General features: G+C 47.3%; 11 protein-coding genes. 2 read left to right on the plus strand and 9 right to left on the minus strand.

Annotation, left to right across the window (positions count from 1 at the left end):
• Positions 1-14: 14 nt before the first annotated feature.
• From FHS56_RS05575 to FHS56_RS05600, 6 genes are all read right to left on the minus strand, one after another.
• Entirely contained in the window at positions 15-434 is a 420-nt protein-coding gene (locus FHS56_RS05575; protein ID WP_166918915.1) for a DUF3175 domain-containing protein, read from the minus strand.
• Between the two features lie 54 nt (positions 435-488).
• Positions 489-1,310, minus strand: coding sequence for a hypothetical protein (locus FHS56_RS05580; RefSeq protein WP_166918916.1), 822 nt, complete (start codon positions 1,308-1,310; stop codon positions 489-491).
• Positions 1,311-1,416: 106 nt separating this feature from the next.
• Positions 1,417-2,289 carry a DMT family transporter gene (locus FHS56_RS05585; RefSeq protein WP_243844165.1) on the minus strand — a complete coding sequence of 291 codons (873 nt, stop codon included), beginning with the start codon at positions 2,287-2,289 and terminating at the stop codon, positions 1,417-1,419.
• Positions 2,290-2,323: 34 nt separating this feature from the next.
• Positions 2,324-3,817 (minus strand): chromosomal replication initiator protein DnaA, encoded by a 1,494-nt coding sequence (gene dnaA / locus FHS56_RS05590; RefSeq protein ID WP_166918917.1) that lies wholly within the window; start codon positions 3,815-3,817, stop codon positions 2,324-2,326.
• A 102-nt stretch (positions 3,818-3,919) separates the two neighbouring features.
• The gene (locus FHS56_RS05595; RefSeq protein WP_166918918.1) at positions 3,920-4,840 is read right to left on the minus strand and encodes a bifunctional metallophosphatase/5'-nucleotidase; all 921 of its coding nucleotides are present in this window, start codon (positions 4,838-4,840) and stop codon (positions 3,920-3,922) included.
• A 108-nt stretch (positions 4,841-4,948) separates the two neighbouring features.
• Complete coding sequence (locus tag FHS56_RS05600) at positions 4,949-9,085, minus strand: CHAT domain-containing tetratricopeptide repeat protein (RefSeq protein ID WP_166918919.1); 4,137 nt, start codon at positions 9,083-9,085, stop codon at positions 4,949-4,951.
• Positions 9,086-9,182: 97 nt separating this feature from the next.
• Between FHS56_RS05600 and FHS56_RS05605 the strand changes: the two genes are divergently transcribed.
• Positions 9,183-9,995, plus strand: a complete 813-nt coding sequence (locus FHS56_RS05605) for a hypothetical protein (protein ID WP_166918920.1) — start codon at positions 9,183-9,185, stop codon at positions 9,993-9,995.
• A 75-nt stretch (positions 9,996-10,070) separates the two neighbouring features.
• Entirely contained in the window at positions 10,071-11,036 is a 966-nt protein-coding gene (locus FHS56_RS05610; RefSeq protein WP_166918921.1) for an OmpA family protein, read from the plus strand.
• A 13-nt stretch (positions 11,037-11,049) separates the two neighbouring features.
• Here the strand turns inward: FHS56_RS05610 and FHS56_RS05615 are convergent, their stop codons facing one another.
• The 3 genes from FHS56_RS05615 to rnr form a co-directional block, all read right to left on the minus strand.
• Positions 11,050-11,679, minus strand: coding sequence for a hypothetical protein (locus FHS56_RS05615; protein ID WP_166918922.1), 630 nt, complete (start codon positions 11,677-11,679; stop codon positions 11,050-11,052).
• A gap of 7 nt (positions 11,680-11,686) precedes the next feature.
• Positions 11,687-13,177, minus strand: a complete 1,491-nt coding sequence (gene rpoN / locus FHS56_RS05620) for an RNA polymerase factor sigma-54 (RefSeq protein ID WP_166918923.1) — start codon at positions 13,175-13,177, stop codon at positions 11,687-11,689.
• Positions 13,178-13,284: 107 nt separating this feature from the next.
• Positions 13,285-15,402: a ribonuclease R gene (gene rnr / locus FHS56_RS05625; RefSeq protein ID WP_243844166.1), complete on the minus strand. Its 2,118-nt coding sequence runs from the start codon at positions 15,400-15,402 to the stop codon at positions 13,285-13,287.
• Positions 15,403-15,453: the final 51 nt, after the last annotated feature.

Here is a 15,453-nt window from a genome sequence, read left to right on the forward strand (position 1 = left end):
AGTGGCAAGAACAGCTATTCGGCTTGCTCTCCAAAGGCTTCTATTAGGCGCAGCTTGGTTTCCTCGAGCTTTTGGCGGCTATTCGCCGACAAAGCCGAGTTCTGACTGTGTCGGTTCAGATATTCCATAGCCGCTTCGTAAGTGATGTAACGATAGTCTTGAGCTGCTTCTGGTTGCACCGGATATGCCTTTTTCACACGTTCTAGGTCTTCATCTTTGAAAACCACCACTTTGATGTCGTAAGCTTTGCCTTCCTCTTCGCTCTCTTCCCATTGATACCATTCGTTGCCCAATAAGGTATAGGCAAGGTATTTTGGACCAAAGTCCTCGTAATTAAGCACTACGGCACGCAGCGGTTGTTTGCTTTGTTTTCGACAAGCGGGCAGGCAAACAGCTGCCCACAGCACGAATAAGAACAGGGCGGTACGTTTCATAAGCTTTTTTGCTGAATTTGTGCAAAAAAGTTTAAACAAGCAAGCAGAATTTGTTTACTGCCCACCCAAAGGTAGATTGACTCCTATGCTGAAAAACAGCAGGTCGGCACGGGAATTCTTTTTGTTGGCTTGGGTGCGCACCACACCTATGTCATCTGCCGATACATTGTTTGGGTTATAAGAAGAAGGACTTTTCTTAAAATCTACACTCCACCCCCTGGTGTCGTTCGAGTCGTAATAGCTGACCTCACCACTCATCAGATACAAAGCACGCAACTCAAGATTGGCACTGCCCAAAGAGATGAGCAAGCCGCCCCCACCACCATAGCTCCATGCAAAATCGCTGGCTTGATTCTTGGCTGTAATCAGACGGTCAGCGTTGCTGTTACTGCCCTGATTGTTGCCTCTCGAATAGCGCCCGTCAATCGAATCGTCGTAGATTTTGGTGCGTGTGTAAATATATTTAAAGCCGCCCATGAAGTCTATATAAGGGCGCACATAAGGAATAGGCGCTATAAAGCGACTAATTAAGTGGGTGTGAAAAATGTTATTATTGACCACAATACGCAAGGGCATGTTGATTTGGTCAATGGTTATCCTGTTGCCGTTGTTGTCATAAGCGACCAATTCGGCAGTAAAGGTTTCTCTTTGTTCGTTTCGCCCATAAAGCGAATACCCCACATCCAGCCCTATTTGAACAAATTCGCTACCACCAATACCTCCCATGCCGTAAATATTAAAACCGATGCCTACGGCATCCGTATTTTCTGCAAACTCACCTGTAGGCACAGCTACCTGAAGACCCCCTCCCAAATATTGGGCATGCATGCCAACAACAGGCAGCAAAAGCATGAAGTAGAAAAGAATCGTACGCATAACTTTTTTCTTAGCTACTCCACTTTGGTTATTCAATAAAAATGCCACTGCCAGCAAATACCGCGTACTCTCTTTGAATTTTTCAACACATGAAACAAGCCACTCATCAAGAAGTTACTTCTTTTTGCTGCTTTTTTTTCAAAGCCGGTGTAAGCACCACATTCAGTATTACCCCAGCTAACACAAGCAGCATGCCTGCCAGCGTTTGCCATGTAAAAGTTTCGTGAAAGAACACATAACCCAAGCCCAAGGCATAAACGATGCCGATATAACTAGCAGCTGCCACTTTCGCCGCTGACTCTGCCTGATAGGCTTTGGTCATGAGCACCTGAGCCCATTGGGTAAGCACTCCTATCGCCAACAGCCAAAGCCAGTCGTAACCTTGCGGCATCACCCAATCAAAAAACAACCAAACAATAGTCAAAGGCACCGTTACCAAAGGAAAATAAAGGACGATGACTACGGGATGCTCGCTCCCTTTCAAATAGCGGATACAGTTGTAGGCGCAGCCGGCACAAAAAGCAGACAACACCCCCATGCTCACATCGAGCCAGCCAATACGCCAGTCAAACGATTTCATGACAAGGATACCAGCAAATGAAAGTAGCATAAAAGCAAACTGCAAGGGTAAAAGACGCTCTTTGAGCACCACAGCTGCCATCAGTGCAGTAAATATAGGTGCAATGAAATGCAAAACAGCGGCACTTGCTAAAGGAATGCGCTGCAAAAGCATGAAAAACAAAAGCAAAGCAATGGCACCAAACAGACCACGAAGCACCAGCACTTTGCGGTTGTTGCCCAAAATAGGCACGCTGGCACGCCGCAGTGCCCACACGCTCATCAGCAAAGTAACCACAGAACGGAAAAAAACAATTTCAATGGCAGGAATGTGAGGTAGCCTCTTTACGCATAGGTTCATGAGCGCAAACAAGAAGCTGGCGGCAAACATCCACTTTATTCCTCTACTTATTATTGGCATCGTGCATGAGGTTGAAGATTGGCAAACTGCCCACTTACGATTGTTTCAACATGCGCAAGCGGTCTAACAGCTGGTCTATGTACAAACGGAAATCTGCGTCTTTTTCGCGTAGTTCGCTGATGTTTTGCACAGCGTGAATAACCGTGCTATGGTCACGCCCGCCAAAGTGGTAACCAATCGACTTTAAAGAAAAGTTGGTATATTCTTTACACAAATACATAGCTATCTGACGAGGTACTACGATTTCTTTCTTTCTGGATTTCGATTTCAGCGCTTCCACACTTAAGCCAAAATAGCGCGCTACCTCTTCCATGATGGTGTCTATACCCACTTCTATGTCTTCATGCGGCAATTCATCTTGTTTTTGCACCACACGCTGCACCACTTCTTTCGCCAGTGCCATGTCTATGGGGCGACGATTCAAAGAAGAATGAGCCATCAAAGACACAATAACCCCTTCCAACTCACGTATGTTGCTGTCTATAGTGTTGGCTAAATATTCAATGACCTCAGCGTCTAAGCTGATGCCTTCATTTTGCAGTTTTCGCTGAATGATGGCAAGGCGAGTTTCAAAGTCGGGCTGCTGCAGGTCGGCAGTCAAGCCCCATTTAAAACGTGACAATAGGCGGTCTTGTAAGCCCTTGAGCTCACGGGGTGGGCGGTCGCTGGTCATGACTATCTGCTTACCTTTTTGGTGCAGATGATTGAAAACATGGAAGAAGAGCTCTTGGGTCTTTTCCTTGCCCGCAAGGAATTGCACGTCATCGATAATCAACACATCGATGAGCAGGTAAAAGTTGGTCAAAAACTGCAAGTTGTTGTTTTTGAGCTCCTCTATAAACTGACTCGTAAACTTCTCGGAAGAGACATAGACAACTATTTTCTCTTCCTGCGTTTTGCGTATATAATTACCGATGGCTTGCACCAAATGGGTTTTACCCAACCCCACACCGCCGTATATCATCAAAGGGTTGAAAGAAGTAACCCCGGGTTTTTGAGCAACAGCAAAAGCTGCTGAGCGTGCCAATCGATTGCAATCACCCTCTACGAAGTTTTCGAAAGTATAGTGTGAGTTTAGCTCGGTTTCTTCAAGCAGTGCCCTGTATTCATCCGGTATCTTCTTTGCTTTGCGTTTAGGTCGCAGCGAAGCACTTCCCCCTTCTTGTTCTCTGACGGGGGCAGTCTGTTTTTCCTGCAGCTTTCCTCTGTCTCCATTGTTGGCTTTAGCAGTGGATATATTCATGGCTAAGGGGTGATGCGAAGCGTCGCCTCTATCTACTATTACCGAGTAATCGAGGCGCCCCCCTTTGCCAAGGACCTGCACTATAGCCTTGCGCAAAGCATGTACATAGTGCTCTTCTATCCACTCATAGAAAAAAAGGCTGGGGACCTGAATCGTAAGCGTGTTGCCCTCCAGATGCAATGGCACGATAGGCGAAAACCATGTCTTAAATTGTTCATCATCCACCTCTTGGCGGATAACCTTAAGACACTGGTTCCATATCGTTGTTGCATCACGAATACTCATATAATCATAAGGGCTATGCTTAATACTTGGGATAAACATAAGCAGAATGCAAAAAGGGCTGCAAAGTTGACAAAAAAAGGGCAAATCCCCAACCTTTCCGGATTACACACGCGCCGTATGCACAGGCAAAGCGCGGGCTGAAAGCATGCGTTTTTTTCCTTCTTCTATCAGAAGGTCGATACGTCCCAAACGCACTCCTGCCCATCCTACCTGATGAATAATGGTGTGATTGCCATCGGCATGATGCATCACATAAGGCTCCTGCATGAAGGTGTGGGTATGCCCTCCCAAAATGATATCAATACCGGGCACTTTGCTTGCCAATAGCACATCCGATATTTTTCCGTCGGTATACGAGAAGCCCAAGTGCGAAAGACAGACAATCAATTCACACTTTTCATCTTTGCGCAAGGTCTTGACCATTTCGTGTGCCACACCCACGGGGTCTAAGTAGCGGGTTTTTCCATAAAGTCGCTCATTGACCAAGTTCTGAAGTTCTATGCCTATGCCAAAGACACCTATGCGCACGCCGCCCCGCTCAAATACCTGATAAGGTTTGGTTTTACCGTGCAAAGGGGTACGGCTGAAATCATAATTGGCAATAAGGAAGGGAAAGTGGGCGTGCGGCATCATCTTCAGCAGCCCTTCCAAGCCGTTATCAAAATCATGATTGCCCAGTGTAGCCGCATCATAGCCCATTTCGCTCATGAGCTTGAACTCCAGTTCTCCCCCAAAGAAATTGAAGTAGGGCGTTCCTTGAAAGATGTCGCCACTATCGAGCAGCAGCACATGTGGATTCTCGCCGCGTATTTGTTTGATGAGCGTCGCCCGGCGTGCCATGCCTCCTTCGCCAGCATGTTGTGGCGCCGACAGTGGAAACGGCTCTATGCGCGAATGCATGTCGTTGGTATGCAGAATGGTGAGGTGTACCGCCTGCCGACGTGCTGCCAACAACTCAAAAGGGGCTACTGCCGCCACCCCGCCCGCAATAAGCGCTTGCTTTAGAAAGGTTCGTCTGTTCATTGTGCACTCTTCTTGCTGATGGTCAATACCTTATTTGCATGTACGCTCAAGCGTCGCTTGAGGTTAAGGGCTACAAAGATAATGAACTCTGTGTGTACTGTGGCAGCCTTATTGTTCAATCAGCACAAAGGCAGCCCAAAAATAGGGGTGCGGATAGCGCTGCCGTAATTCCAATTGGGCTTTTTTGAAGGCAGACGGTGGCACTTCACCTCGCATCAGATAATCGTAGAAGCGGCTCATGAGCTGCTGTGTGGCTGCATCATCGACCCGCCAAAGGCTCATGACCAGATAATTTGCCCCCGAAAGCAAGAAAGCACGCTGCAAGCCATAGACGCCCTCGCCATTTTGCACTTTGCCCAAGCCTGTTTCACAAGCCGACAATACCACCAGCTGCGTCTGTGATAAATCCAACTGGGTAGCTTCATAAGCGGTCAGCACTCCGTCATCGCGGCGTCCTTCGCGGTATCCGTTGAAGTAGTCGGTCACGCCGGCAAGCACCAAGCCGGAACGCAGCATGGGGTCTATGGGCTCCTCCTCAAGCGCTTCGCGACTGATGAAGCGCTCTGTCTGCACTTTGTCTTTGGGGGAAGGGATGAAGAAACCATGAGTAGCAATATGCAGTATGCCCGGCTTATGGACGGTCTTAATATGCTCTTCCCGAGCCTCTGCTCCTTTGAATACCTTCACTTTCCAAGAGGCTTTTTGCAGTAGCTCTGCAATCTGATTCACCTCTACCTCTGTACCGGGCAGAGGCAAAAAGCGTGCCCCCGCAAGCCAGTAATCTTCTTGATTTTCCATATCGACTACCGCCGCTTCACTTTTAAGCGAAGCGTTGATTTGATAGGTCGGATTGCCTATTAGCACTGCTTCTTTTTTCACTTGCATTTGCTCGCCGGCGCCTATCAAATATTTGGTATTGGAAACCCACACCAGCTCTATCTCATCGACTACATACCGGTTTTGCTCCGTATCATACAAAGCATAAGGATTGATTTGATAGTAGGCGCCATCGGCAGAGAAGTAAAGACGGCGTACTCCTTGCAAGTGCTGCTGTATAGGCGCCCACATCACCTCATAGCTTCGTCGGTCAGGAAGTTTAAACTTCACGGCATTGCGGTAATAGTTCACGTGGCGCTCTATGTTCTTTCCATCGGTAAGCACAAACCAAGTGGGCGTATTCGCTTGCGGACGTGCTATCAAGCCGATGTAGTATATGCTATCGGGTTGAGGCTCAATGCGTATGAGCTCCAAAGCTGCTTCACCGGGCTTCAACACTGCCGTCAAGGCATGAAAATCGTACTGCTGCTCGCGGCTGTTTGCGGCAAACTGAGCCGAGTGCTGCGAGAGTATTTTTTCTAAACGATTGGCTTCCTGCTCGAGGGATTTCACATCTACTCCCCGCGCTTGGGCAACATGCAATCCTTCTGTGTAAATATCGGCAATCAATTCACGCAGTTTTTGCCAGCGACGGTAAGTCTCTTTCAGGTTTTCGTCTGTGGTGTTTTCTATGAAAAGTTGCATGCGTCCGGCAGTGCTCAACAAAATGCCTTTCAGCTGCATTTGCAGGTTATAGGCTTTCACCAACAAGCGGTGGCTCAATGCAGCATCTATCTTTTGGGCGGCATGTTTTACCACAAAGAAGAAGAAGTTTTCATAAAAAGGACGGTATTTGTAGTAAAATGAGCGCTTTTCTTTTTCGCTCAGCCCAGGGAATATATTTTTTATGAAATTGCCCAGCACGTCCACACTTTGCTCGTAATACAGGGCTGCCTGCGCATAGTTCTTTTGTTCGTCATACAAAATGGCAAGGTTGTTAAGTGTAGTGATATAGTCTGGATGCTGCTTACCCACGGTCTCTTCTAATGCCCGAAGCGCCTCGGTATAGTAACGCAAAGCGTCGGTGGATTTACCTACTGCTTCCAATAAAATAGCCAAATTGTTAGCGGAAGCGGCTGTTGCCGGATGTAGCTTGCCATAGAGCGTCAGACGGGCATCGTAGGCTTTTTTCAAAAGGTCAATGGCTTCCTGTAGCTTGTTTTGTTTTTTATAAAGGTTTGCAAGGCGCTCCGAAACCCCAATGTATTCGGGGCTGTATTCGCCTTTGGCGCGCAACATGCCCAGTGCCTGCTGGTATAGTTTCTGTGCTTCGGTATAGTTACCCACCTGCTCATGATAAGCTGCCAGGGCATTGAGTGCCAGGGCATAGTCGGGGTGTTGCGGTCCTGCGATGCGCTCCCGCAACATCAAACTTTGTTGCAAGAGCTTAATAGATTCATTGGCGCGCCCCATTTTATTGAGGGTTTTAGCCAAGAAATAAAGTACATCGGCATAGTCTGGTATTTCCTTAGCCCCTTGCTGCTCATACAATGTGCGTGCCTTGTTCAGAAACTCTTCGGCTTCCACGTAACTACCCATCAGATAGTTAGTTACCCCCAAGTGCAAGTAGGTTTCGCCTACTGCCAAATGCTCCTCCCCGAATAGACGCTGACGAGCACTAAGATTCTGAAGCAGGATTTGCTCAGCTACATCGTAATATCCCATATTTTGCAGCAAAAGCGCATAGGCTTCACTCAGGTCTAGATAAAAAGGATGCACCTCACCCAAAGTTGTGGCTGCCTCCGTCATAGCTTCCACGTAAAGCTCTTGGGCAAATCCATACAAACCTCGGTTGGCATAAGCAGCCGCTAAGTTGCGCACTGCTGCAATGTAGGCAAGCTCACCAACCGCAAAGTTCTTTTTGTAAATATCTATTGCCTGGCGGTAATAATCTTCTGCTCTTTTGTAGTCGCCAATTTCGTAAAGTAGGTTGGCAAAGCTCGACAATGCATCTGCATATGCCCGGGCTTCTGTCCCTAACAGTTGGACTAAAGCGGGCAACAAACGCTCGTACTCTTTTTCTGCCTCGCGATACTTTCTGGCAAGCATTAGTGTGCGCGCGTAGTCGGCAGCTGTCAGCCAATAAGCGAGCGTTGGCGTTCCGTGAATACGCTTCCAGCTGTCCATAGCTACCTTGTACTTATCCGCTGCCGCCTCGTAATCTTGCATCCCTTTTTCCAAAATTTCTCCCCATAAGCAATAAATGCGCGCATACAGAGGTTCTTGTTGTGCTTTGTTTTTATTCATCAGCTGCACAGCTTCATGAACATGTTCCATAGCATCTACCCAAAGCTCCAAAGCGCGCTCCACTTGCACTCGGTTATACAGCAGCGTAAGGCGCTCTTGCCATGTAGCACTCCCTTGCGTAAGCGACTCCATTTTGTCTAAATATGCCAGTGCTTGGGTATATTCCTGACGGGCAGTCGCCAACATAGCCCGCGCCTGATAATAATCAGGCAGCAAACGGGGCACCGCCTCTACACGCCCCTGTACCGTGCGCAATTGCTGCTCTGCTTTTGCATAATTGGCACTTTTTACGTAGAGGCGAGCCAAAGCGACAGAGGCAGCCACTGCTTCAATACTGCCCATATCTGCCATAAGAAGCAGATTTTCCAAGTGCTCAATGGCTTTGGCTGTCTGCCCTTCTTCCTCATCGATGAGTGCCAAATCTAAAAGCGCTTGGCGCTGCAGGTCGTTGGCTTTGCCTGCTTGTGCCAACTGCATTCCTTGTTGCAAAAGCGGTTTGGCATCCGTATAATTGCCTTGCTCCACGAGCAAATGCCCTTTGCCTATCAACACATAGGCATATTCGGGGCGCGCGGTCAGTTGTGCCTGACGAAATAGGGTATCAGCTTGGGCAAAGTAAGAGGCTGCTTCGTCCCATGCCGCACGGCGAATAGCCAGCTGCCCTAAATACGACAAGGCAAGCGGATAATAAATAGTTTGTTGTGTTTGTTGTTTACTCAACTGCACTACCTCTTTATAGATGCTTTCGGCTTCTGTGTGCCTGTCTTGCGCCACATACAAAGCCGCCAGCTGAAAAGCGGTAGAGAAATAAGCCGTCATATCTTGTTTTTTTCGCAGTGCCATCGAAGCCTTGAACATCTCTTCGGCATCGGGCAAACGCTGCGCCCTCATATAAATGACTGCCATGTTTTGATATAGCGCTGCCAGTTGTTCCGGTTTGCTCTGCAGTGCCTGCCCAGCCATCACACGCAGGCTATCGGCAAAGTGTGCTGCCTGCCGGACATCTCCCGCCTTATAAGCGGCAATCATGGATTCATACAAGCGAGGAAAATCTTGCTGCGCCTTTGCTGGCAGGGCAAAAAGCAAAGAAAGCAAAGGGAACAAGTACAAATATTTTTTCATAGAATTAGCAAGCACACAAAGCATAATGATTACCGTCTTTTTGTTATATTTACCCTAAATATAAACATAGCGTACGTTTTATACTCAAGCATACCCTATGAAAACACAGATACGGTTGCTGTTTTTATTTTTTTCTTGGATTCCACACATACTTTTTGCCCAAAAGATAGACTTGCGGGAGGAGCAGATTGTAGTTAACCGCAAGGAGGGAAAGGTTATTTTGCCCTATACCTTAGAAAATGGTCCACTCATTTATGAGTTTGATACAGAACTATATTATTCCCACGACGGTGGTAAAACGTTTCAAGGTCCTTTGAAAAGGGTAAGCGGTCATATAGGGAAACGCGTACTTGCCGGCGATAAGCGCGTCATATGGCATTACGAAAAAGAAGCCCCTGACTTTGACGGCAAGAACATACAATTTAAAATAAAAGCCCGATACGAACCCAGCGTATTGAACCTGAGAAACGAAGGCGCAGCGCTTTACTCGCTGGTAGTGCCCGGCTTGGGCAATCCCAAAGTACGCTATTACAAGGGGTGGAAGTGGAAATACCGCTGGGTGGTTACCACTCTTTTAGCCTATGGCACAGCCGGCGCTGCCATCTGGCAGTACAATACAGCCCAAGCTTCCTATAATGATTACTTGCAAGCTGACCTCCCCGACCAAGCCATTTCTCTCTACGACAAAGCCAACCAACAGCTGCTGCTTGCCAGTGGGCTGGCAGCCGTAAGTGCCGCCATTTGGGGAGGCGACGTGGTGCGTGTCTTCTTCCGTGGACTATACAACCGTAAGGACAAACACCATCTCAAAAAACTTAACGAAAAAATGGATATAGAAGCGGGCATTGTACCACAGGCTACCTCCCAGCAACAACTTGTGCCATCATTACGCCTCACTTTTCGGTTTTAACTCTTCGTCCTGAACAAAGTCATACAGAAAATGAAAAAGCTTTTGTATATTTTTCTTTGTGCAAGCACCAACTTCATGAGTATAAAAAGCTATGCCCAAATACTTGAAGATATTTCTCCGGTTATTCAGGATTTAGGCATCAGTACCTTCTCTACCGAGTTCATTATTCAAGATAAAGAACTGGGCTCGCCCGTAGAAGCTCGCATAGAAGTACGCGACGTAATAGCAAGTCAAACGATTGCAGTTCAAAAAGCTACGGGGGGTAGCCTATCCTTAGACCTCCCGGTCAAAAAACTATACAATATACGTATTTCCGAGCCAAAGTTTGAAGACACCACCATTACGATTGACGCCAAACGCCTCGATACCTTCCAGTTGGTTTACCGTATTCCGCTCACGCCAAAGAAAGTAGAGTACGAAATCAATATTCAAGATATTGCTTCGGGCGAAGGTCTTAACTTCGGCGTGGTACTTACCAACCGCAACCGCAACGAAATCATAGAGCTTAGCCCCGAAGACGCTCAAGACGGTCGTTACTTGGTCAAATTGCGTGAAGGCGACGAGTATGAAATAGAAGTAAAAAACCCCAACAGCTACCTTTTCTATGCACGAAAGTTTGTGGCTTTGGCTACCAAAGATTTGCAACAGGCAGAAGCCAAGTCCAAATTCGAGATAAAAATGACGGGCTTAAAATTAGGTGCCAAAATACCACTTCGTAACATCACCTTTGATTACAATAGCTGGGAATTGAACGAAGATGCCAAACGTGAAATAGACCGTATATATAAGTTGTTGAAAGAAAACCCCACAGTTATCGTTGAAATTGCCGGACACACCGACGACCGCGGCTCAGCGGCTTACAATCTTACACTCTCGCAGAAGCGCGCCAATGCCGTAAAAGAGTATTTGCTGCAGAAAGGCATGCCGCCTAACCGGTTTGTTACTAAAGGGTATGGTGAGTCGCAACCTATCGCCGACAATAAAACGGAGGAAGGGCGTGCCAAAAACCGGCGTTTTGAATTGATAGTGCTTAGCATGTGATACGGTCAAGCACTCACAAGCCACATGCCTTGTAACAATACATTGCCCACATGGCGACCATGCCTGTCCCGTATCCGCCCATGAGCTGCAGGTGCGTGTGGGCTCCGAGTTCCAAACGGGCGGCGTAAACCCAGCCGCTTGCCCAAATAGAGGCAATCAAGGGAAGTAGCCATGCCGTATGCTGTGTGTGATAAGCCAAAACAGCAAAAAAAGTGGTAGCCCCGCCCAATGCCAAAGTATGCAGGCTTATCTTGGAAAACTCATTGAGCAAGAAAGCCAACAGCAAGCTAAGCGCCACGCCCGCCGGCAAGGCTTGCAGACGCACGTCCAGCTCCCATAAGTGCATAGCCCAAGCCGAAAAAATATATACTGCCAACAAGCAAAGTAGAGGCAAACGCCGTTCCCGGGCTTGTTCCATCTCCCATGTTGTAATGATGCCTGCTTGTTTAAAGATAAATAATAAAACGGCAGGTAGCAGCAGCCAGCAAATAGCTGACAGTTTCAAAAGCCATGCCGGCAATTGTTTGCTCCATAAAAAAAACGAAGAAGCATAAAAATGCAGCACTACGAAAAATATCAGCCAAGGCACCCACAAAGGATGAAAAAGCACCGACAGTATCCAAGCCCAGCCGGGGCGTTTCATACGACAATTACAGTTCTTTGCGCAAACGTGCCACAGGAATTCCCAGCTGCTCGCGGTACTTGGCTACTGTACGGCGTGCTATATTGTAACCTCGCTCTTTGAGCAGTTGCTCAAGTTTTTCGTCGGAGTAAGGGGCGCTTTTATCTTCACTGTCCACCAACTCTTTCAACACATGCTTGACCTCGCGACTGCTGGCTTCACCCCCATCTTTAGTTTCTATACCTTCCGAGAAGAAGTATTTCAGAGGGTAAATGCCAAAGTCGGTTTGCACTGTTTTGCTGCTTGCCACGCGCGAGACCGTTGAGATGTCCATGCCTATTTTATCGGCAATATCTTTCAAAATCATGGGTTTTAGCTTCGACTCGTCGCCTTCTAAGAAGAACTCTTTTTGATGTTCTACAATAGCGTTCATGGTACGCAGCAGGGTATCTTGCCGCTGTTTGATGGCATCGATGAACCACTTGGCAGAGTCAAGTTTTTGTTTTACAAACGAAATGGTCTCTTTCAGCTTTTTGTCTTTTTTGTCGCTGCTTTCGTATTGCCGCAACATCTCGGCATACACACGGTTGATGCGCAGTTCTGGGGCATTTTTTGAGTTCAGGCTTACCTCGAGTTGTCCGTTACGGTTTTTTACAATAAAATCTGGAATGATGTACTGGTTGCGTACAAAAGAATTCCCCGACACCTCGCCCGGCTTAGGGTTTAGCTTGGTAATCAAGTGGACGGCTTCACGCAGCGCTTCATCGCTAAGATGCAACTTGCTTTGTATCTTATCGTAGTGTTTCTTTTTGAACTCGTTGAAACATTTGCGCAATATCAACAGCGCGTTGTGTACGTGCTGTTGTTCTTCTTCGGTAAGAAACTCTTCCTCCAGCTTACGTTCCAATTGAATCATTAGACACTCTTTCAGGTCACGAGCTGCAATGCCGGGCGGGTCGCAGCGTTGTACCTTTTTGAGCACCTCTTCTACTTCCTGCTCTGTCGCTGCCACATTTTGCGTAAGCATGAGGTCATAACACAAGCCCTTTAAGTCGCGTCGCAAGTAACCGTCGCCATCGAGACTGCCGATAATTTGCCGAGCTATGATTTGTTGTTTTTCGTTCAAATTTAAGAAGCCTATCTGACGCTCAAGGCTTTCGAGCAAGGATACACTGCTGACTATAGGTATCTCTTTGTCGTTATCATCATCATCTGGCGAATAGTTCAAGTAATCTGAACTATATCCGTTTTTCACGTCCTCATGCTCGAGATACTCTTCTATGCTGATTTCTTCCTGCACATCTTCCAACTCTTCGGATGTATAGTCTTCTTCTTCTTTCGCCTCGAAATTGTAAGGGTCTTCTTCTGGGCTGCCCTCTTCAAGCAGTGGATTGGATGCCAACTCTTCCTGCACTCTTGCCTCCAGCTCTACACTGGGGATTTGCAACAGTTTGATGTATTGTATCTGTTGAGGCGAAAGCTTCTGCGTCTGTATCTGTTTCAGGTCTAACTTTTGCATATCCCTGCTTCTGTTTAGGATTGAAGTAGTTAAAGTTAAAAAAAAATGTGGATACTTCCTGCAGAAAGCTCCACATTTTTCAGTAAAAGGCACGTTTTTTGCTCACTTCATTCTACCAACAGCAGGTCTATAGTACGGGCTGTCAAGCTGGTAGATTTCACTTTGACCTTCACTTTGTCGCCAAAGGCAATGATACGCTTGGTTTTACGCCCTATCAAACGGTAGTTTTCTTGGTCGAGCTCGTAATAGTCTCCTTGTAGGTCGCTCATAGCCACCCGCCCCTCGCACTTGGTTTGCACAATTTCTGCATATACTCCGTGTTCGGTTACTCCCGTCACAATAGCGTCGAAAACCTCACCGATACGATTCTGCATAAATTCCACCTGCTTGTATTTAATAGAAGCGCGTTCTGCCTCTTCGGCACGGCGCTCCATTTCGGAAGCATGCTCGCAATACGACTCATATTCTTCCTTGTTTACCGATTGTCCATTGTGTAAATAGTGCCACAGCAGGCGATGTACCATCATGTCGGGATAACGACGAATGGGGGAAGTAAAATGGGTATAATGGTCAAAAGCCAAGCCAAAGTGTCCCAAAGGCTCAGTGGTGTATTTTGCTTTCGACATGGTGCGAATAGCCAAGGATTCAATAAAGTTTTGCTCTGGTTTCCCCTCTACGGCTTCGGTTAGCGCATTATAGGATTGGGCTAAGCGCCGCGGGTCGCTGGTATCGAGCTTATATCCAAACTTGGCAATAAACTTAGCAAAGGTTTCGAGGCGGTCTTCGACCGGCGGTTCGTGTACCCGATACACCATAGTCAAACGTGGCTCTTTCTTTTTCAGATGATAGACAAATTCTGCTACCTTGCGGTTGGCAAGCAGCATCCATTCTTCTATCATCTTGTGTGCATCTTTGCGTATTTTGGGTATTACCTCCAGCGGGGTGCCGTCTTGTGCCAGACGGAAGCGAACTTCCACAGTCTCGAAGCTAATGGCACCATGGTCGAAACGACGTTTACGCAGTATTTTTGCCAAGCGGTTGAGTGTGCGTATCTTTCCGGCAAAGTCCCCTTTGCCTGTTTCGATGCGCTCTTGTGCTTCTTCGTAGGTAAAGCGGCGCTGCGAATGAATAATAGTTCTGCCAAACCAGCTGTTCAGTACGCGGGCATTTTCGTCTACTTCAAACACTGCCGAAAAGGTAAGGCGGTCTTCATGCGGACGTAAAGAACACAGGTCATTGGAAAGACGCTCGGGCAACATGGGCACCACCCGGTCTACCAAATACACGGAAGTTGCGCGCTGGAAAGCTTCTTTATCCAAAATAGAGCCGGGTTTCACGTAATAGGTTACGTCGGCAATGTGCACGCCTACTTCCCAGTTTCCGTTCTCCAGCTTGCGAATCGAAAGGGCATCGTCAAAGTCTTTAGCATCTTCGGGGTCTATGGTAAAAGTAGGGACGCCACGAAAATCGCGCCGTCGTGCAATTTCAGCTTTCGGTATTTGGGTAGGTATCTTTTCAGCTGCCTGCTCTACCTTCTTAGGAAATTCGTAAGGCAAATTATACTCTGCCATAATGGCATGCATTTCGGTATTGTGTTCACCGGCTTTACCCAAGATGCTCACGACCTTTCCTACGGGTTTTTTGCCATTCTTGGGCCACTTCACTATCTCCACTATCACTTTGTCGTCAGTTTGAGCCCCGTGTAGCGATTCTTTCGGCACAAAGATGTCCATGTAATAACGACGGCTGTCGGGCTCCACAAAAGCAAACTCGCCGGAACGGTCTATGGTCAAGCGCCCAACGATGCGATTGTGCTTTCGCTCTATGATTTCCAATACTTTGCCTTCGGGGTTCAATCCTTTCTCTGAATCAAAATAAGCGACTTTCACCACATCGCCATCAAAGGCAGTATTCAGGTCTTCGACTGACACCCACACGTCGGGAAGAGCAGGGTCTTTGGGTACTACAAAAGCATAGTAAGGGCTGGATTGCTCTACTACTCCCACAAGCACATTCTGACGCTCAAGCGCCGAGCGCATACGCCCATCGGATGTAAAATACAGCTGTCCTTCATCCAGCAGTTCTTCGACTGCCTGCTCCACTGCCCGTTTGCTTTTTTTACCTTCGACATGCAGCTTACGCATGATGGTGCGTATGGAATAGCCATGTTTCAAGGGCTCTTCCATCACTTTTAGTATCTGCTCTTTTAGTTGATTTATCGCCAATGCATCTTTGTTTTTTCTGTTGTGCTTGGTAACAAGCTTTGCTTTTATTTT

This window comes from Thermonema lapsum (assembly GCF_011761635.1).
GTDB classification, from domain to species: Bacteria; Bacteroidota; Bacteroidia; order Cytophagales; family Thermonemataceae; genus Thermonema; species Thermonema lapsum.